The sequence below is a fragment of the Leucobacter sp. wl10 genome (genome assembly GCF_003569785.1).
Classification (GTDB): domain Bacteria; phylum Actinomycetota; class Actinomycetes; order Actinomycetales; family Microbacteriaceae; genus Leucobacter.
Genome location: NZ_KZ983988.1, coordinates 312,784 through 330,895, shown reverse-complemented (window position 1 = coordinate 330,895; position 18,112 = coordinate 312,784). Strand labels below are relative to the sequence as shown.

Below are 18,112 nucleotides of genomic sequence, written 5' to 3'. Positions count from 1 at the left end.
GACTCCGCTCGCGCGGACCGCGTCAGTGCGCGGCGCCGACGAGCCTCGCGTAGCAGCGGGTGATGCGGTCCCGCCACCAGGCCGCGCGCTCGGGGGACGCCGCGTGCCGGCGCAGCGCCTCCGGGTCGAGGGTCGGCCGGCGCATCGCGATCCCGCCGCCCTGCGGCACGAGCGGATCGGCGGTCACATCGCCGTCGAGCAGCGCCGCCGTGCCGAGCCCGCAGGCGCCGTCCAGCGCGCCGTCCGGCAGCGCCGCGGCGAGGTGCAGCCCCATCGCGATGCCCGCCGAAGTGTCGAGCGCGCTCGAGACGATCACCGGCAGCCCGGCCTCCGCGACGATCCCGAGCGCGCGCCGGATGCCGCCCAGCGGCTGCGCCTTCACGACGAGCAGATCGGCCGCGCCGGCCCGCGCCACGGCCAGCGGGTCCGAGGCCTTGCGCACGCTCTCGTCGGCCGCGATGCGGACAGCGCCCGCTTGGAGCAGAGCATCGCTCTGCGCGTGCGCTGTCCCCGGCCCGTCCTCGGGCCGGGCTCCCAGCCGCCGCCGCACCTCGACCAGCTCGTCCACGCCCGCGCACGGCTGCTCGGCGTAGTCGAGGTCGAACTCGGCGAGCGCCCGCAGCGCGGCGACCGCCTCCTCGACCGTCCAGCCGCCGTTGGCGTCGATCCGCACCCGCGCGTCGCCGCCCAGTGCCTCGCGCACGGCGCGCACGCGCGTCACGTCGTCGGCGAGCGTCTGGCCGCGCTCGGCGACCTTCACCTTCGCGGTGCGGCAGCCGGGGAAGCGGGCGAGGATCGCCGGTACCTCCTCCGCCGCGACCGCGGGCACGGTCGCGTTCACCTCGATGCGGTCGCGCAGGATCGCCGGCTGCTCGTGCCAGCCGAAGTCGAGCGCGGCCGCCAGCCAGGCCGCGGCCTCCGCGTCGCCGTACTCGGGGAACGGCGAGAACTCGCTCGCCCCGCGGGGCGCGTCGAGGATCGCGGCCTCCCGCACGGAGACGCCCCGGAATCGCGTGCGCGCGGGGATCGCGACGACCCGCGTCACGGCGAGCACCTCGGCCAGGGGCGGGAGGGCTGCGGGGCGAGGTTGCGGGTGGTGCGCGAGTCTCATGATCCTGCCCTGCTGCCCGGTTGCTGCGCCTGCAGAAGGTACGGGATCTGCAGAACATATGCCGGATCAGAGTCTATCTGCCATATCTTCTGCAGATCCCGTACCTTCGGGGAGGCCGAGAGGCGGGAGGCGGGAGGCGGGAGGCGGGAGGGGGCACGCGCTGCGAGCCCCGGGCGGAAGTAGGCTGGATCCCATGACGCAGCAGGTTTCAGAGCTCTTCGATCCGGCCGAGTGGGAGGTCGCCCCCGACGCGGAGGGATACACCGACATCACGGCGCACCTCAGCCGCGACGGCCGCATCGCGCGCGTCGCCTTCGACCGGCCGGAGGTGCGCAACGCCTTCCGCCCCCACACGGTCGACGAGCTCTCCGACGCGCTCGAGCGGGTGCGTGTCAACCCGCGGGTCGGCGCCGTGCTGCTCACCGGCAACGGGCCGAGCCCGAAGGACGGTGGCTGGGCGTTCTGCTCGGGAGGCGACCAGCGCATCCGCGGCCGCGACGGCTATCGGTACTCCGACGATGCGGATCCTGCAGAGAAGGCGAAGCCCTCATCGCAGGATGCGATGCGGTCGCAGCCGCATGCCGGGGCGCAGCCGGCCGCCCGGGCGCGCGCCGCACGTCTCCACATCCTCGAGGTGCAGCGGCTCATCCGCTTCATGCCGAAGGTGGTCATCGCGCTCGTGCCCGGCTGGGCGGCGGGCGGCGGCCACTCGCTCAACGTCGTCTGCGACCTCACGATCGCGAGCCGCGAGCACGCGAGGTTCAAGCAGACCGACGCCGACGTGGGCTCCTTCGACGCGGGCTACGGCAGCGCCTACTTCGCGCGCCAGGTGGGACAGAAGAACGCGCGCGAGATCTTCTTCCTGGCGCGCGAGTACGACGCGGATCGGGCGCGCGAGATCGGGGCGGTCAACGAGGTCGTGCCGCACGAGGAACTCGAGCGGACGGGCATCGAGTGGGCGCGCGAGATCCTCGGCAAATCGCCGACGGCGATCCGCATGCTGAAGTACGCGATGAACGCGGTCGACGACGGGATCGCGGGCCAGCAGATCTTCGCGGGAGAGGCGACGCGTCTCGCCTACGGCACCGACGAGGCCGTCGAGGGGCGCGACTCGTTCCTCGAGAAGCGCGAACCCGACTGGAGCCCGTTCCCGTACTCCTACTGAGCGCGGCTCCGCGGCCTGCGCGGCTCCGCAGATCGAAACGCCACGGAAGCTCCGAGACGCCACGATTTTCGCGCAAGTATCGTGGCGTCTCGGGAGAACGCTGCGTTATCGGCGTGCGAAACCGATGGGAGGGGGCGGTGACCGCGCGGCGGGGACTCGCATTCTTCGGGAGGGCGACCCGAGTACCCTGGAACGGTGACTGCGCCCAACGGACTCCGCGCCATCCCCACCGATGACCGCGCCTGGCTCATGGCCGCGCTCGCCGACGCACTTGCCGGCGGTGCCCCGGTGCTGCCGTTCGCCACGGAGACGGCGGGGGATCCCGCACCCGAGGCGGTCGCCGCTCTGCAGCGCGAGACGCTGCCCGAGGACACCGCGGTCGTGGTGCGCACGTCGGGTTCCGGCGGCGTGCCCAAGTCGGTCGCGCTGAGCGCCGAGGCGCTGCGGGCCGGCGCGGAAGCGACCCACGAGGCGTTCGGCGGCCCCGGCCAGTGGCTCGTCGCACTGCCGACCCAGCTCATCTCGGGGCTGCAGATGCTGGTGCGCAGCGAGACCTCGGGCATCGCGCCGGTCTTCTTCGACGGCGGGGACGGCGGCTTCGATCCGAAGCGCTTGCTCGAGAGCGCCGACGACCTCGAGCACGAGCGCCGTTACGTCTCGCTGGTGCCGGTGCAGTTCTCGCGGCTGCTCGATCTGGCCGAGCGGGATCGCGGAGCCGCCGACGCGCTGCGCCGCTTCGACGCCGTGCTGGTGGGCGGCCAGGGCGTGCCGCTGGGCCTGCGCCGACGCGCGCACGCGCTCGGCGTGGCGCTGAGGCGCAGCTACGGCATGACCGAGACGGCGGGCGGCTGCGTGTACGACGGCGTCGAGACCGGGGACACCCGCGTGCGGATCCGGGACGGCGAGGTGCAGCTGGCCGGCTCGACCCTCGCGCTCGGCTACGTCGGCGATCCCGCGCTCACCGCGCAGCGGTTCATCGACGACCGCGACCGCGACGGCTCCGCCACCCGCTGGTACCGCACCGGCGACGCGGGCGAGCTGCTCGGCGGCATGCTCACGGTCACGGGGCGCCTCGACCGCGTGATCATCTCGGGCGGGGTCAACGTGTCGCTCGACGAGGTCGAGCGGGTCGCCAGGGACTTCGCGGGCTGGGGCAGCGCGGTCGCGGTCGCGGCGGCGCACCCGGAGTGGGGGGAGCGCGTGAGCCTGGTCGTGGAGACCGAGGAGGGCGCCGCCGGGTTCGACGAGGTGCGCGCCGCGATCCGGGATCGCCTCGGCGCCGCCGCCGCACCCGAATGGGTCACCGAGGCCGAGGAGATGCCGCGCCTCTCGGGCGGCAAGCCCGACCTCGTCGCGCTCGACGAGTGGCTGGGGCGGCTGCGGGCCGGCTTCCGAGAGGTGCGACGGGTGCACGAGGACGCGAAGGAGGAGCGGTGAGCGCGAGGGATCGGCGCAGGTCGGGCAACCCGGCCGTGCGGGCCGCGGCGAAGCGGCAGGAAGCCGCCGGCGAGCCGCCGAGGGTCACGTGGCGCAACTGGGTCGCGGGCGCGCGCCTGCGCACGCTGCCGCTCGCGGTCGCGCCCGTCGCGGCGGGGACGGGCGTCGCCCAGATGGTGCGGGGCTTCTCGCTGCCCCTCGCCCTGCTCGCGCTCGCCGTCGCGGTGCTGCTGCAGATCGGCGTCAACTACGCCAACGACTACTCCGACGGGGTGCGCGGCACCGACGCGTTCCGGGTGGGGCCCGCGCGGCTCACGGGCTCGGGGCTCGTGAATCCCAAGCGGGTGCTGGCGACCGCGCTCGTGTTCTTCGGGCTCGCCGCCGTCGCGGGGCTCGCGGCGGTCGCGCTGAGCGGGCGGTGGTGGTTCCTGGCGCTCGGCGCGCTCGCGATCCTGGCCGCCTGGTTCTACACGGGCGGCAAGCGGCCGTACGGGTACGCGGGCCTGGGCGAGGTGATGGTGTTCATCTTCTTCGGGCTCGTCGCCACGGTCGGCACCGTGTACCTGCAGACCGAGGTGCAGACGCAGGAGGCCTGGTTCGCGGGCGCCGGCGTGGGGTTCTTCGCGGTGGCCGTGCTCGTCGTCAACAACCTGCGCGACATCCCGACCGACCGGCTCGCGGGCAAGAAGACGCTCGCGGTGCGCATGGGGCGCCGGGCCTCGCAGATCCTCTACATCGCCTGCGTGCTGCTGCCGTTCGCGGTGCCGGCGATCTTCGGCCTCGTGAACCCGGGCATGGTGCTCGTGTGGTTCGTGCTGCTGATCGTCGCACCGTCCGTGCTCATCGTGCTCACCGCCAAGACCCCGCGCGAGCTGATTCTCGTGCTGCAGCTCACGAGTCTCGCGGCGCTCGCCTACGGGGCGCTGCTGGGCATCGCGTTCGCCTTCTAGGAAGTACCCGCCGGGGCGGATCAACCGCGGCAGCAGTGGCCCTCTCCGCGCTGAGCTCGATCCCGTTCTCGCGCCGAGGCCGGGACGGTCCCGCGCGACCGTTCGCTCACCCTGGACAATCGATGACGATCCCGCGTTGCCGCGCCGCCCGGACCCCACCCCGGCCAGTAGTTCTGGCGTATCTCGCCGCCGTCCCAGGTCACTTCCAGCCCTGTGATGCGTTCGAGGAGCGATGCGGGGATGGGCAAGGCGCGCAGATACGTCTCGGCCTGCTCCATCCTCCACCACCCCGGGGTGCACTTGGACACGCTGCATGCGATGACACGGGGGGTCGAGTTTCACTCCGAGAGCCCGCGCCGGCCGGACCGTCCCTCGGCCCGATCCTGGCCTGGTGCTCGCCGGGATCGTGCTTGCCTCCCCGCGGCGGTCCGTTCAGATGCTGTTCATCGGCTTGAGCCGCTATCGAGGTAGTGTCCGTCGCTCCGGACGCGGTCTCGCATGGGGAGGGGATCCGTGAACCGCTCGTCATGTCCATGCGCCCGACCGGCGATCTCTAAGGAGACGAGGCCGTCATCCACCTTGATCTGCGGGTGACACGGCCCGATGGCACGACGTTCGATGCCGTGCGAGAGCCGCCGGTTTCGAATGCGGGGCCTCCCGGACTGCAGACCGCCTCGCTCGTGCATCGACGCGAAGCCTCCCGCCACTGCTACGGAGGGCGGGATCGGCGCACTAGGGTGGAGTCGACATGTCGAATTCCACTCGGGCGCTGCTGTGGCGCATGGCCCCGAGCATCTACGGGCCCACGATCCTGTTCTCGCTCGGCCAGTACGCGATGCTCCCGGTGATCCCGGTGATCGCGGTGGGCATGGGAGCCGGGCTCGGCATGTCCGGCTTCATCGCCTCGGCCGCCGTCGTCGGCCAGCTCGCGGGGAACCTGCCCGCGAGCTGGTTGGTCTCGCGGGTCGGTGAGCGCGTGGCGATGCTCGCCGCCGCCGGCGTCGCCGTGTTCGGCGCGGCGGGTGTGGCCCTCGCCCCGAACCTGGCGGTGCTGGGGCTCTCCGTGTTCGTCGTGGGTTTCGCGGCGGCCACCGTCGCCCTCGCACGGCACTCGTTCATGACGACTCGCGTGCCCGTCGCGTTCCGCGCCCGCGCTCTCTCGCTCATCGGCGGCTCGCACCGTCTCGGGCGTTTCGCGGGGCCCTTTCTCGCGGCCGGGCTGCTCGCCGCCACCGCCTCCTCGGCCGCGCCGGTATGGGCGTTCGCGGTGTGCCTCGGGCTCGCCGCGCTGCTGCTCGGCTTCGCTCGGGACCCGGAGCGCGTCATCGCGGTCGTCTCTGAGCGCGATCCTCGGCGCACCGAGGAAGCGACCGAAGACGTATCTGAGGCGCGGCGAGGCGGAGTCGTCGCCGCGATGCGGGCGGGCCGCGGGGGCCTGCTGCGGGTAGGAGGATCGGCGGCCGCGCTCGCCGGTCTGCGCGCGGCCAAGGACGTGCTGCTGCCGCTCTGGGGCGTCTCGATCGGAATGGACGCCGCGGGCGTCGCGCTGGTGGTCGGCATCTCGGGCACCGTCGACTTCGCGCTGTTCTACGTGAGCGGGCAGGTGATGGACCGCTTCGGGCGGTTGTGGGCCGCGCTGCCCGCGACCATCGCGATGGCGCTGAGCTTTCTGACGCTGGCGTTCACCCACGACCTGCCCGACGCCGAGGCGTGGCTGATCGGCTGCGCGGTGGCGATCGGCATCGGCAACGGGCTGTCGAGCGGCATCAACCTCACGCTCGGGTCGGATCTCGCACCGCGGGGCGATCCCGCCCCGTACCTCGCCGCGTGGCGCACCATCACCGACTTCGGCGGGGCGACGGCGCCGCTCGCGGTGTCGGCCATCGCCGCCGCGTCGATGCCGCTCGCCAGCGCGGCCACCGGGGTGCTCGCACTGCTCGGGATCGCGGGCTTCGCGCGCTGGATCCCGCGCTACGTGCCGAGAGAGCGGGACGGGCGCGAGCCCTAGCCGCGCTTCGCTCGCAATCGGTCATCGCTTGCGACTCTCGCGAGTCGTCCACATTCTTCGTTTCCGGCCGCGATCGGCGGTTTCTCGTCGAGCATCAGGACGAGAAATTCGCGCGCCTCGGGAAGCGGATCGAGGGGCTCGACCGCGAGGTGCGGGCCGTCTCCAAGCGGGCGTTCCCGGAGTGAGCCGTGTCGGCGTTGCCGGAGCAGCCGGGAGCGGGGAGGCGCGAAGCTGCGGCGCCCCGAGGCGGTTGCGCCTCCTTCCAGAGGCCGCTGCATAAACTAGACGGCGTCCGCCCACCGGCGCACGCTCCCCGACCGAAGGACTCCCGCACACCGTGAGCACCACCGATCGCCAGGCCCCCCTCCGCGTCCTGATCGGATGCGACACCTTCTTCCCCGACGTCAACGGTGCCGCGCGCTTCGCCGAGCGGCTCGCCGCCGGTCTCGTTCAGCGTGGGGAGGACGTGCACGTGGCGGCCCCGTCGGTGCGGCACAATCGCACGGGCAGCTTCGTGGAGACCATCGAGGGCGAGCACATGACGGTGCACAGATGGGCGAGCTGGCGCTGGTACCCGCACGACTGGCTGCGCTTCGTGCTGCCCTGGCGGGCCCGCGGCTACGCCCGCAGGCTGCTCGACCGGGTGCGGCCCGACGTCATCCACATCCAGTCCCATATCGTCATCGGGCGCGCGCTCGCCATCGAGGGGGCGAAGCGCGGTATCCGCATCGTCGCGACCAACCACGTCATGCCCGAGAACGTGCTCGACTTCACGCTGCTCCCCGAGCGGGCCAAGCGCGTCTTCGTGCGCTGGGGCTGGGGCGCCGCCGACCGCGTGCTGAAGCTGGCCTCCGCCGTCACCACCCCCACCCGGCGCGCCGCCGACTTCCTCGAGCGCAGCACGCACCGCCGCGGCGTGCTCCCCGTGAGCTGCGGGCTGCGCGCCTCGAACTACACGGCCGACTTCGCGCCTCGCACCGCGAACAGGCTCGTCTTCGTGGGCCGCGTGACGCTCGAGAAGCAGATCGACGTGATCCTGCGCGCGATCCCGCGCATCGATCCCGGCCTCGACGTCAGCCTCACCGTCGTCGGCGACGGCGACCAGCGCAGAAACCTCGAGCGGCTCGCCGGCGAACTCGGCATCGCGCAGCGCGTGCACTTCACCGGTCGCGTCACCGACGAGCGGCTGCGCGCGCACCTCACGGAGGCGAGCGTGTTCGTCATCGCGTCGATCGCCGAGCTGCAGTCGATCGCCACCATGGAGGCCATGGCTTCCGGGCTGCCGATCGTCGCCGCGAACGCCATGGCGCTGCCGCACCTGGTGCGCGACGGCGAGAACGGCCATCTGTTCCAGGCGGGCAACGACCGCGAGCTCGCCGATCAGATCGAGAAGGTGCTGCGGCGCTCGCCCGAGGAGTACGAGCGCATGCAGCGGGCCTCGCTCGAGGCCGTGCGAGTGCACGACATCGACCGTACGCTCGACACGTTCCAGGCGCTCTACCGCGGAGAGCCGGTCGCGCGCTGATGCACGTCCTGATCGTCACCGACCAGCACCCCGAGTCGCTCGGCGGCGTGCAGGTGGCGCTGCGCCTGCAGCGGCGCTACCTCGAGCGGCTCGGGCACCGGGCGACCATCGCCGCCCCCGCGATGCACCGCCGCCGGTACGCGGTCGACCCCGATGACAGCGAGGCCTACGTCGACCTCCCCTCGTTCCCCATCACCCGGGATCGCGAGTACGGGCTGAGCTGGCCGGGCGCGCGTACGGATCGCGCGCTCGCCCGGGCGCTGCGGGAGCTGCCGCCCGTGGACCTGGTGCACGTGCAGGGGGACTTCTGGGGCGCACTGATCGGGCTGCGAGCCGCGCGCGGGTTGCGGGCGCCGGTCGTGATCACGATGCACAACCACGTCGACGAGGGCACGCGGGCCGTGACCCCGCTGGCTCCGCTGGCGTTCCGGGGTCTGCGTCTCTGGCGCCGGCTGGCGCTGGGCCGCCCCCGGGGGCCGGTGGCGCGGGGCGCCCGGGGCGCCTGGCGGTACCTCGCGGAGCTGGCGGCCGAGGCCTCCGCGGTGACGGCTCCCTCGCGGCACTTCGCGGACGAGCTGCAGCGGCACGGGGTCGCGGCCGAGGTGCTCGTCACGCGCGGCGGGGTGGACGACGAGGCGATCGCCGAGGTGCGCGCTCTGCCGCGCTCGCCGAGGCGCCGGCCTCGGCTGGTGTGGCTGGGGCGCATGAGTCACGAGAAGCGCGTGCTGGAGTTCGTGGAGGCCGTGGGGGAGTCGGGGATCGACGCCGACGTCGTGCTGCACGGCGCGGGGCTGCTGCTGCCGCGGGTGCGGGATCGCGTCGCCCAGCTCGGGCTGGGCGATCGGGTGAGACTGGCCGGGCCGGTGCCGCACCGGGAGGCGCTCGCCGCCCTGCACGACGCCGACGCGCTCGTGCAGACCTCGGTCGGCTTCGAGACGCAGGGGCTCACACCGTTCGAGGCGGCCGCGCTGGGCACCCCGACCGTGTTCTGCGACCCGGAGATCGCCGACGATGTGGCCGTCTCGGCGGGGTGGCGGGTCTCCGACGGCAGCGTTTCCGCACTCGCGCGCACGCTGCGGGGGGCGGTCGCAGCCCTGGCCGCGGATCCGGCCGCGCACCGCGTCCCCGCTGAGGAATCCGGGGGATTCCTGCAGTCCGCGCAGACCGAGACCATGCTCGGCGTCTACGCGCGGGCGCTGACCGGGCGGTAGCCGGAGGGTTCTGCCCGCACCCGATCCGTCGCAGCCCGTTTCCGTCGCGAGACGATCCGCGGCCGGACCTGCGGGCCGTACGTCGAGCGGGGTGCCCGAGGGCGACGGTGGCTCGGGGCGCGGTCGTCTCCGCTCAGAGCACCTGGGACATCAGAGCACCTTGGACAGGAACTGCCGGGTGCGCTCGTGCTTCGGCGCGGTGAAGACGAGTTCGGGGTCCCCCTCTTCGATGATGGCGCCCTCGTCCATCACGACGACCCGGTCCGCCACCTCCCGCGTGAAGCCCATCTCGTGGCTCACCACGATCATGGTCATGCCGGCGGCGGCGAGGTCTTTCATGACCTGCAGCACCTCGCCCACCATCTCCGGGTCGAGCGCCGAGGTGGGCTCGTCGAAGAGCATGAGCGCGGGCCGCATCGCGAGGGCCCTGGCTATGGCGACGCGCTGCTGCTGCCCGCCCGACAGGGATCGCGGACGTGCATCGGCCTTGTCGGCGAGATCGATTCGTGCCAGCAGCTCCCGGGCGTAGGCGATCGCCTCGGACCTCCGTTCGCCCTTGACCCGCACCGGCGAGTGCCAGATGTTCTCGAGCACGGTCATGTGCGGGAACAGGTTGAAGTGCTGGAACACGAAGCCGATGTCGGCACGCTGCCTGGCGAGCGCTTTCTCGGAGATGGACGCCGTCTTCCCGTCGTCGCGCTCGCGCTCGCCCATGCGCTGGCCGTTCACGTAGATCTCGCCGCTGTCGACCGGTTCGAGACGGTTGAGCGTGCGCAGGAACGTGGTCTTCCCCGCGCCCGAGGGCCCGACCAGCACGACGACCTCGCCGCGTTCCACCGAGACCGAGACGTCGGTGAGGATGTGACGATCTCCGAACCACTTGTTGACACCGACCGTGCGAACGATCGGTCCGTCTGCGGTCGACACCGGCGCGGTGTACTCCATGCCGCTCATGCTGCGGCTCCTTCCAGATCACCGAGGGGGTTCTTGGGGGCGACTCGATCGCGCCTGCTGCGCATGCCGAAGAGGCGCTTCCAGACCGATTCGGCCCTGGGCAGGCCGGCCTTGGCGTTGAGCCAGTTCTCGATCCAGGTCTGGATCACGGTCCAGACCGTTGTGAGCAGGAGGTAGTAGAGCGCCACCACGATGAAGATCTCGAACGCCTTGAACGTGGACGAGGCCATCGTGCTGCCGATTTGGAACATTTCCGCGACGCCGATGATCGAGAGGATCGATGTGCTCTTCATGAGCCCGTTGAACGAGTTGCCGAGCGGGGGCACCATCACCCGCACGGCCTGGGGCACGATGATCCAGCGCATGGCTGCGAGCGGCGTCATGCCGAGCGATAGCGCGGCCTCCGTCTGCCCCTTCTCGATCGATTCGAGTCCGCCTCGCACGATCTCCGAGATGTAGGCGCTCTCGTTGAGCATGAGCCCGACGATCGCCGCCTGGACAGCGCCTTTGATGAGCACGCCGATCGTGACGTCCTCGAAGCGGAAGACGTTCGCTGCGGCGAATCCGGTGTAGAGGATGACCAGCTGGACCAGGAGCGGGGTGCCTCGGATGACCCAGATGTAGAGGCTCGCGATGACCCTCAGGGGGAGGAAGCGGCTCCGGCCCATCAGCGCGATGATGAGGCCCAGGATCAGCGCCAGCGCCATGGCGACGACGGAGATGAGGACGGTGAGGGAGAGGCCGTTGAGGAAGCTCCGGTTCGGGGTGAGCAGCGCCCCCCAGAAGTAGTCCCAGTCGAATATCATGTGGTGTTGTCCTTATGCTCTATCTAAGCGCGGCGGGACGCGCGGGGTGCCCCGCCGCATGGTGCGCTACTCGGGCTGGGTGACGTCGTTGCTCTGAACGCCCCACTTCTCGAGGATCGAGCGATAGGTTCCGTCGTCGATGAGCTTCTGGAAGGCCTTGTCGAGCGCGCTGTTGAGGTCGGCGTTGGCCTTCAGCGTCGCGGCGCCGATGCGGATCTTGCCCACCGGGTCGCCGGTCATCACGAATGCGCCGTTGGACTGCTTCTCGTAGAAGCTCATGATCTCCGAGGTGTCGACGAACACGTCCACCTGCCCGGCGAGCACCTGCTGCACGGCCGAGGCCGCGTCATCGACGAGCGTGATGTCGAGGGGTTTCTCGCCGTCGGCCTCGCACTTCGCCGAGAGCTCCTCGGCCGCGCCGCCGCCGGTCGCGCCGGTGATCGCGATCGCCTTCGTGCCGCAGAGGCTGTCGTCGAGGCCGGTGAACTTCTTCCGGTTCTCCTTGGCGACGCCAACGCCCGTGCCCGAGTAGAGATAGGGCACGAAGTTCGCGATCTCCTCGCGCTCGGGCTTGATGTAGAGCGAGCCCATGATGACGTCGCACTGCTTGGCTTGCAGCGCCGGGATCAGGCCGGAGAAGTTGTACTCCTCGAGCTTCGTCGTGATCCCCAGCTGCTTCGCCAGGGCGTTCGCGATGTCGATCTCGACGCCCTGCAGCTCGTTGTTCTCGTCGTAGAAGATGTTGGGAGGGCTGTCGCCGGTGCACACGGTGAGCGTGCCGTCCTTGATGATGGCCGGGGGCGCGACCGATGCGGACGGCCCCGAACCGCCGCCCTCGGGCTGCGACCCCGCGGAGCTGCAGCCGGCGAGGGCCAGCGCCATGCCTGTGAGGAGCGCGGTGAACGCCCCGGTGAGAATTCTGGGGGTGGAGTGAGAGGGAGCCACGGTGGTCTCTCCATTCGGTCGGGGATTGAGGTCGCTCCGCTGCGGCGGAGGAGTATGCTGTCGTCAGTGGTAGATGGTCTGACCAACCGACTAAGCTGTGATGGACGATACCCCGACGCCGCGGGTATCGTCAACTGCGTAACCGAACTGGAACAGAAGATTCCGAACCGCGAGTCGGTGAGGCTCCTGCTGTGGGGTTCCGGAGAGGGCAGAATGAAGACCCGGTGACCGAGCCGGTCGAAAGGAGCCGACATGGACTGGGAAGCAGTGGGGCGCGCGACGACCCTTTCAGTGCCCGACCGTCTGTCCGTCGATCTCGAACGATTGATCCTGGAGGGCAAGCTCGCACCGGGGGAGAAGGTGCCGCCGGAGCGCGAGCTCGCCGAGTACTTCGGAGTGTCCCGCCCGTCCATCCGCGACGCATTGCGAGAGCTCGAGAATCGCGGTCTCATCGACCGGAAACCGGGCCGCGGCACGATCGTGCTCGCCCCGGGCGAGCGTGCGAACCTGCCCGAGGATACGCTGGCGATCGTCGAGTCGCTGCGTCCGGAGCTGCACGACATCATGGAGCTTCGGGCGATCATCGAACCGCCGATCGCCAGGATCACGGCGGCCCGGGCCACCTCGCGAGACCTTGCGCAGCTGCGCGAGCTGGTCGAAGCGATGGAGAAGGACGTGACGAAGGAGCGCTACGCCGAGCTCGACCGCGCCTTCCACCAGGCCATCGCGCAGTACGCCCACAACCCGCTGCTCGCGCTCATCAACGAGCAGATCGCACAGCAGATCGCCCCGAGCCGAGCCAGTCGATACCAGACGAAGGCGCGCCGGAAGGCGTCCAGCGCCGCACACCGCAGCATCTACGAGGCCATCGCGGCGGGCGACGGAGAGCTCGCCGAGCAGCAGGCCCGAGCGCACGTGCTCGACATCAGCAAGCAGATCGCTCTCGCGGCGCTCGCCGCCAAGCCTCACGACGAAGGACCGAAATGAACTCCACCGTCAGGCCCCGCGGGGCGATCTCGACGTCGCACCACCTCGCCACCGAGGCGGGGGCTGCTGCCCTCGAAGCGGGCGGCACGGCCGTCGACGCGGCGCTCGCCGCGGCCGCGACGCTCTGCGTGGTGTATCCGAACAACGTGGCGCTCGGCGGCGATCTCGTCGCGCTCGTGCGCAGCCCGGAGGGCGAGGTCCGCTTTCTCAACGCCACAGGCACGGCGCCCGCGGCCCAGACGCTCGAGGCGCTCCGGGAGAAGCACGGCGAGCGGCTGCCCCTGCGGGGCGTCGACACGGTGACCGTGCCGGGCGGGGTGTGCGGCTGGAACGCGCTGCACGGGTACGGCGCCCGGCTGAGCTGGGAGACGCACTTCGAGGCCGCGATCCGGCACGCCGAGCGGGGCTTTCCCAACTCGCGCTCCGTGGCCGCCGCGCTCGTCGAGGACCGCGACTCCCTCTCGCAGGATCCCGGTGCCCGCGCCGTCTTCTACCCCGGCGGCGAACCGCTGGCCGTGGGGGCCCCGCTCGTGCAGCCGGCGCTCGCGGCGACGATGCGCCGTCTCGCCGACCGGGGCTCGGCCGAGTTCTACGAGGGCGAGACGGCCGACCGCTGGATCGCCGGCCTGCGCCGCCTCGGCTCGAAGATCGGGAGGCGCGACGCCGTCGACTACTCGGCGTACTGGGGCGAGCCGCTCGAGGGCGCGTTCGCCGGCCTGCGCGTGCTCACCGGACCTCCCAACACCTCCGGCTTCATGCTGCTGCGGGCGCTGAACGCGGTTGCGGCGGGCATCGAGGATCCGCTCGGCGCGGGCGCCGGGGAACTCGCCCGAGCCTTCCACGAGAGCAACTCGGTGCGCGCGGCCGCGCTCGCCGACCCGGCCTTCGGCGGGGCGTCGGGCGAGCGGCTCGTCGCGATGGAGACCCCCCGGCACCCGATCCGCGGCGCGGCGCGCGCGAGCGGCGACACCGTGGGTCTGAGCGCCGTGAGCTCCGACGGCTGGGCGGTGTCGCTCATCAACTCCGTCTACTGGGGGTTCGGCGCCCACATCCTCGAGCCCGACACCGGCATCGTCTTCCAGAACCGGGGCACCTCCTTCTCGCTCGACCCCGGCTCTCCCAACGCCTTCGCGCCGGGCAAGCGGCCGCGGCACACGCTCATGCCCGTGCTGATCCTGCGCGGCGACGAGCTCGCGTGGGTGCCGGCGACGATGGGCGGACCGGCCCAGCCGCAGATCCATGCCCAGCTGCTGCTGCGGTCCCTCGACGGCGCCGCGCCGCACGAGGCGACGCACGCACCCCGCTGGATCGTCGACGAGGCGGCGGGCGACGGCCCCGTCGCGGTGACGATCGAGGAGGACGTGCCGGAGGCGGCGCGCGCCGCGATCGCCGACGCCGGCTTCGAACTCGCGATCGTTCCGGCGTGCACCGAGGACCTCGGTCACTCGAATCTGATCCGCGTCACCGCCGAGGGGTACGATGCCGCGAGCGACCCCCGCTCCGACGGCTCCGCGATCGTCGTCGCCGATCCCGGCTGATCCCGATCCGCTCCGCCTCCCGATCATCCACGAACCGCAGAATCGATCGCTCAATGACTCACTCCGTCCGACCCTCCATCCTCGTGCTCGCGCTCCTCGGCTCCGCGACCGGGCTGCTCTCCGGCCTCTTCGGCATCGGCGGGGGCGTGATCCTCGTGCCCATGCTGGTGATGTTCCTCGGCTTCCAGCAGAGGCTCGCGGCGGGCACCTCCGTGGCGGCGATCCTGCCGGCAGCGGTGGTCGGCGGCATCGGCTACGCGGTGCAGGGCAACGTCGACTGGATCGCGGCGGCGCTGCTCGCCGCGGGCATCGTCGTCGGAGCGCAGATCGGCAGCTACCTGCTGTCGCGGGTGCCCACGGGCCTGCTGCGCTGGATGTTCATGGTGTTCCTGCTGGGCGTGGTCGTCAGCCTGTGGTTCGTGGTGCCGCAGCGCGACGCCGCTATCGACGTCACGCTGCTCACCGGTGCGCTGCTCGTGCTGACGGGCCTCGTGACGGGGGTGCTGTCCGGGCTGCTCGGGGTGGGCGGGGGCGTGATCGTGGTCCCCGTGCTGATGTTCTTCTTCGGCGCGAGCGATCTGATCGCCAAGGGCACTTCGCTCATCATGCTCGTCCCGGGCTCGATCTCGGGCACCTTCGGCAATGCGCGGCGCCGCAACGTCGATCTGCGCTCTGCGGCGGTGCTCGGGATCGCGGCGAGCGTGCTCTCGCCGCTGGGCTCGGTGATCGCCACCCGCATCCCGCCGTTCTGGTCGAACGCGGCGTTCTCGCTGCTGCTGGCCTTCGTGCTCGGCCAGATGCTCTTCAAGACGCTGCGCGGCTCGAAGAAGTAGCGGCGGGTCCGCCTCCGTCGCGAACCGGGGGACCGGGGCGCCGGATCAGGGCGCGGGGCCGGCGGGAGGCAGGACGACGTCGCTGCGCTTGTACATCGTGAGCAGGGGCTCGACGGAGAACTCGATCTCCGGCCCCGCGAACCGAGCTGTCAGCGAGGCGATGGTGTCGGTGACGTCGCGCTGATCGCGGAAGGCCATCAGCGCCCTCCCGGAGTAGTCGGTCGCCGTCTCCGCCGCCCAACGGCTGTGCGAATCAGCCGCGAGCAGTTCGGTCAGGTCGTCGAGTCGGTCGAGCGGTACGCGCGCCGTGACGTAGGCCTCGTAGGGGAAGCCGAGGAGCGCGGGATCGAGCACGGCGCGGATGCTCACGTGGTCCGAGCGCTGCATCGACTGGATGCGCTTGCGCACGGTCGCCTTCGCGAGTCCGAGCTGAGCGGAGATGGCGTCGATGCTCATGCGCCCGTCCTGCCCGAGCAGGTCGAGGATGCTGAGGCCGACCGCGTCGAGCTCGTGCGGCGGGCTCTGCTCCGAGGCGATGAGCGCCGACCGCTCGTCCTCTCCCAGAGCGGCGAGCTGCGCGTCGTCGAGGATCCCCGGCTGCCACCCGCGCACGGTGCGCCGGTAGTGGTGGATCGGCGAGAGCGAGAAGTCGCGGATCGGCAGCCGTGACAGCTCCCCCTCGATCAGCGCGGAGCGATCCTCAGGCCTGATGAAGCACTCCGCGAGCACCGCGCTCTCCGTCAGGAGCGTCGTCACCCAGAGCGTCTCGGGGCGGTGCGCCAGCCAGCCGGCGACCTCCGCGAGGTGCTCCGGCGCGCAGGAGAGGCGAGCGAGGACCGGGTCTCCCCGTCCGGCGAGCAGCGGGTGCGCGAGCGCGCTGACCCGGACGAGCCCCTGCTCGAAGAGCCGCGTCGCCCGGCGCGACACCGTCCGCTCCTGGAGCCCGGTCACCTGGGCGATCAGGCGCCACGGGGCGCGGCCGTTGCGGAGGAGCGCCGCGCAGATGTCGCGGTCGGTGGGCTCGAGTATCGGATTCATAAATCGGGGCCAGTGTATCGCGGCAGCGGTTGCGAAGGGTTCCGAGAGCGGGCGCGTCCGAGACGCGAGCTTGACAAGCTGGTCACATCGAGGGACTATTCTTTCTGTAATCGACAGTAATTCGATCTAAATATTTCTATCTACTCATTCAAAGGGGAATTGATGGCTGAAACCGACTCGACGGTCACCCGTTGGACCGCGCGCGAGCAGCTCGGCGCGATGCGGCGGGGGGAACTCGGTGCGGTTGAGTTGCTGCGGGAGACCCGGGCGGCCCACGAGCGCGTGAATCCGCGCATCAACGCCGTTGTCACCGTCGATTGGGATGCGGCGGAGCGCACCGCCGTCGAGTCCGATCGGCGCCGCGCCGCCGATGAGCCGGTGCGACCGCTGGAGGGTCTGCCGGTCGTCGTGAAGGACCTCGAGGACACCGCCGGCATGCGCACCACCTACGGTTCGAAGCTGCACGAGGAGCACGTGCCCCGGCGAGACTCGCTCGTGGTGGAACGGATGCGGCGAGCCGGCGCAGTGATCTACGGCAAGAGCAACACCCCTGAGTTCGGCACCGGATCCCACACGTACAACGGCGTGTTCGGCACCACGACGAACCCGTACGCTCCCGAGCGCAGCGCCGGAGGCTCGAGCGGCGGGGCCGCGTCCGCGCTCGCGGCGGGTCTCTGCTCGGTGGCCGACGGCTCGGACATGGGCGGCTCGCTGCGCAATCCGGCGGCGTTCTGCAACGTGGTCGGGCTGCGGCCCTCCATCGGACGCGTGCCGAACTGGCCCGTGAAGGACGCCTGGGAGTCGCTCGCGACGAACGGCCCCATGGCACGCACCGTCGACGACGTCGCACTGCTGCTCTCCGTGCTCTCGGGCGAGGACGCCCGTTCCCCCACCGCCTTCCCCGACGCGCTCGAGCCGGAGATCCCGGAGCTCGCCTCGCCGCTGCGCATCGGCTGGAGCCGCACCCTCGGCGGGCTCGACATCCAGTCGCGGGTCACCGACGTGCTCGACGGCGAGGGGCTTTCCGTGCTGCAGCGCCTGGGGCATTTCGTCGTCGATGTCGAACCCGAGCTGTCGGAGGCCGATCCCGCCTTCCGCGTGCTGCGCGGCCTCGGGTACGCGCGCGGCTTCGGCTCCCTGATCGACGAGCACGGCGACACCCTCAGCCCCGAGCTCGTGACCAACACCGAATACGGTCTCGGGCTGACGCTCGACGACCTCCACCGGGCGCGGGAGCAGCGCACCCGCGTCTACAGCGGTATGGTCGATCTCTTCGCGGGGATCGACGTGCTGGCGGCCCCCGTCACCACGGTGCTGCCGTTTCCGGCCGAGCAGCACTGGCCGCGCGAGATCAACGGGATCGAGCAGCCCGACTACCTCGAATGGATGCGGGCGAGCTGGCGCATCTCGGTCACGGGCTTCGCGGCGATCAGCGTGCCCTGCGGCTTCAGCCCTGAGGGCCTCCCCGTCGGCCTCCAGCTCATCGCCCCGCCGCGCGGCGAACGGATGCTGTTGTCACTGGCCCGCCGGTTCGAACGCGAGCACCCGGTCTGGCGCCGGGTGCCGGCCGTGCTCGCCGACTGACCGCCACCGCCACCCCTTGC

General features: G+C 71.4%; 16 protein-coding genes. 10 read left to right on the top strand and 6 right to left on the bottom strand.

Translation table 11 applies throughout. The features are described 5' to 3' along the window. Positions 1-22: 22 nt before the first annotated feature. Positions 23-1,111: an o-succinylbenzoate synthase gene (locus tag D1J51_RS03735; protein WP_119073820.1), complete on the bottom strand. Its 1,089-nt coding sequence runs from the start codon at positions 1,109-1,111 to the stop codon at positions 23-25. Between the two features lie 193 nt (positions 1,112-1,304). Here D1J51_RS03735 and D1J51_RS03730 point away from each other — a divergent pair, with 193 nt between their 5' ends. The 3 genes from D1J51_RS03730 (at position 1,305) to D1J51_RS03720 (ending at position 4,663) form a co-directional block, all read left to right on the top strand. Further along, positions 1,305-2,276: a 1,4-dihydroxy-2-naphthoyl-CoA synthase gene (locus tag D1J51_RS03730; RefSeq protein ID WP_119073819.1), complete on the top strand. Its 972-nt coding sequence runs from the start codon at positions 1,305-1,307 to the stop codon at positions 2,274-2,276. A gap of 195 nt (positions 2,277-2,471) precedes the next feature. After that, positions 2,472-3,713, top strand: a complete 1,242-nt coding sequence (locus tag D1J51_RS03725; RefSeq protein WP_240422848.1) for an AMP-binding protein — start codon at positions 2,472-2,474, stop codon at positions 3,711-3,713. Further along, the gene (locus D1J51_RS03720; RefSeq protein WP_119073818.1) at positions 3,641-4,663 is read left to right on the top strand and encodes a 1,4-dihydroxy-2-naphthoate polyprenyltransferase; all 1,023 of its coding nucleotides are present in this window, start codon (positions 3,641-3,643) and stop codon (positions 4,661-4,663) included. Before D1J51_RS03725 ends, D1J51_RS03720 begins: the two co-directional genes overlap by 73 nt. 20 nt (positions 4,664-4,683) lie before the next feature. Here D1J51_RS03720 and D1J51_RS18610 read toward each other — a convergent pair whose 3' ends face one another. Then, the gene (locus D1J51_RS18610) at positions 4,684-4,941 is read right to left on the bottom strand and encodes a hypothetical protein (RefSeq protein ID WP_371414072.1); all 258 of its coding nucleotides are present in this window, start codon (positions 4,939-4,941) and stop codon (positions 4,684-4,686) included. Positions 4,942-5,411: 470 nt separating this feature from the next. On the opposite strand from D1J51_RS18610, the gene D1J51_RS03715 reads away from it, so the two are divergent. The 3 genes from D1J51_RS03715 (at position 5,412) to D1J51_RS03705 (ending at position 9,407) form a co-directional block, all read left to right on the top strand. Continuing rightward, positions 5,412-6,671, top strand: a complete 1,260-nt coding sequence (locus D1J51_RS03715; RefSeq protein WP_119073817.1) for an MFS transporter — start codon at positions 5,412-5,414, stop codon at positions 6,669-6,671. Positions 6,672-7,008: 337 nt separating this feature from the next. Next, positions 7,009-8,196, top strand: a complete 1,188-nt coding sequence (locus tag D1J51_RS03710) for a glycosyltransferase (protein ID WP_119073816.1) — start codon at positions 7,009-7,011, stop codon at positions 8,194-8,196. Further along, positions 8,196-9,407, top strand: a complete 1,212-nt coding sequence (locus D1J51_RS03705) for a glycosyltransferase (protein WP_119073815.1) — start codon at positions 8,196-8,198, stop codon at positions 9,405-9,407. The genes D1J51_RS03710 and D1J51_RS03705 overlap by 1 nt, the downstream gene beginning before the upstream one ends. Before the next feature lie 150 nt (positions 9,408-9,557). Here D1J51_RS03705 and D1J51_RS03700 read toward each other — a convergent pair whose 3' ends face one another. The 3 genes from D1J51_RS03700 to D1J51_RS03690 all read right to left on the bottom strand — a co-directional run bounded on the left by D1J51_RS03700 (position 9,558) and on the right by D1J51_RS03690 (position 12,112). Next, positions 9,558-10,361, bottom strand: coding sequence for an amino acid ABC transporter ATP-binding protein (locus tag D1J51_RS03700; protein ID WP_119073814.1), 804 nt, complete (start codon positions 10,359-10,361; stop codon positions 9,558-9,560). Continuing rightward, positions 10,358-11,167 carry an amino acid ABC transporter permease gene (locus tag D1J51_RS03695; RefSeq protein WP_119073813.1) on the bottom strand — a complete coding sequence of 270 codons (810 nt, stop codon included), beginning with the start codon at positions 11,165-11,167 and terminating at the stop codon, positions 10,358-10,360. Before D1J51_RS03695 ends, D1J51_RS03700 begins: the two co-directional genes overlap by 4 nt. Before the next feature lie 66 nt (positions 11,168-11,233). Next, positions 11,234-12,112, bottom strand: a complete 879-nt coding sequence (locus D1J51_RS03690; protein WP_119073812.1) for an ABC transporter substrate-binding protein — start codon at positions 12,110-12,112, stop codon at positions 11,234-11,236. 252 nt (positions 12,113-12,364) lie between these two features. Here D1J51_RS03690 and D1J51_RS03685 point away from each other — a divergent pair, with 252 nt between their 5' ends. From D1J51_RS03685 to D1J51_RS03675, 3 genes are read left to right on the top strand one after another with little or no spacing between them, the layout of a single operon-like run. Further along, a complete protein-coding gene (locus D1J51_RS03685) occupies positions 12,365-13,099 on the top strand; it encodes a FadR/GntR family transcriptional regulator (protein WP_119073811.1) in 735 nt (244 codons plus the stop codon). After that, on the top strand, positions 13,096-14,637 hold the full coding sequence (locus D1J51_RS03680; protein WP_119073810.1) for a gamma-glutamyltransferase family protein: 1,542 nt from the start codon (positions 13,096-13,098) through the stop codon (positions 14,635-14,637). Before D1J51_RS03685 ends, D1J51_RS03680 begins: the two co-directional genes overlap by 4 nt. A 53-nt stretch (positions 14,638-14,690) precedes the next feature. After that, positions 14,691-15,470, top strand: a complete 780-nt coding sequence (locus D1J51_RS03675) for a sulfite exporter TauE/SafE family protein (protein ID WP_119073809.1) — start codon at positions 14,691-14,693, stop codon at positions 15,468-15,470. Positions 15,471-15,515: 45 nt separating this feature from the next. Here D1J51_RS03675 and D1J51_RS03670 read toward each other — a convergent pair whose 3' ends face one another. After that, positions 15,516-16,508, bottom strand: coding sequence for an Lrp/AsnC family transcriptional regulator (locus tag D1J51_RS03670; protein ID WP_119073808.1), 993 nt, complete (start codon positions 16,506-16,508; stop codon positions 15,516-15,518). A 162-nt stretch (positions 16,509-16,670) separates the two neighbouring features. On the opposite strand from D1J51_RS03670, the gene D1J51_RS03665 reads away from it, so the two are divergent. Further along, positions 16,671-18,092, top strand: a complete 1,422-nt coding sequence (locus D1J51_RS03665) for an amidase (RefSeq protein WP_119073807.1) — start codon at positions 16,671-16,673, stop codon at positions 18,090-18,092. Positions 18,093-18,112: the final 20 nt, after the last annotated feature.

Excerpts from the sequence above, each read along its gene's own strand:
- D1J51_RS03735 (WP_119073820.1), bottom strand. The coding sequence starts at position 1,111 with ATGAGACTCGCGCACCACCCGCAACCTCGCCCCGCAGCCCTCCCGCCC.
- D1J51_RS03730 (WP_119073819.1), top strand. The coding sequence starts at position 1,305 with ATGACGCAGCAGGTTTCAGAGCTCTTCGATCCGGCCGAGTGGGAGGTC.
- D1J51_RS18610 (WP_371414072.1), bottom strand. The coding sequence starts at position 4,941 with ATGGAGCAGGCCGAGACGTATCTGCGCGCCTTGCCCATCCCCGCATCG.
- D1J51_RS03715 (WP_119073817.1), top strand. The coding sequence starts at position 5,412 with ATGTCGAATTCCACTCGGGCGCTGCTGTGGCGCATGGCCCCGAGCATC.
- D1J51_RS03705 (WP_119073815.1), top strand. The coding sequence starts at position 8,196 with ATGCACGTCCTGATCGTCACCGACCAGCACCCCGAGTCGCTCGGCGGC.
- D1J51_RS03700 (WP_119073814.1), bottom strand. The coding sequence starts at position 10,361 with ATGAGCGGCATGGAGTACACCGCGCCGGTGTCGACCGCAGACGGACCG.
- D1J51_RS03695 (WP_119073813.1), bottom strand. The coding sequence starts at position 11,167 with ATGATATTCGACTGGGACTACTTCTGGGGGGCGCTGCTCACCCCGAAC.
- D1J51_RS03685 (WP_119073811.1), top strand. The coding sequence starts at position 12,365 with ATGGACTGGGAAGCAGTGGGGCGCGCGACGACCCTTTCAGTGCCCGAC.
- D1J51_RS03680 (WP_119073810.1), top strand. The coding sequence starts at position 13,096 with ATGAACTCCACCGTCAGGCCCCGCGGGGCGATCTCGACGTCGCACCAC.
- D1J51_RS03675 (WP_119073809.1), top strand. The coding sequence starts at position 14,691 with ATGACTCACTCCGTCCGACCCTCCATCCTCGTGCTCGCGCTCCTCGGC.
- D1J51_RS03670 (WP_119073808.1), bottom strand. The coding sequence starts at position 16,508 with ATGAATCCGATACTCGAGCCCACCGACCGCGACATCTGCGCGGCGCTC.
- D1J51_RS03665 (WP_119073807.1), top strand. The coding sequence starts at position 16,671 with ATGGCTGAAACCGACTCGACGGTCACCCGTTGGACCGCGCGCGAGCAG.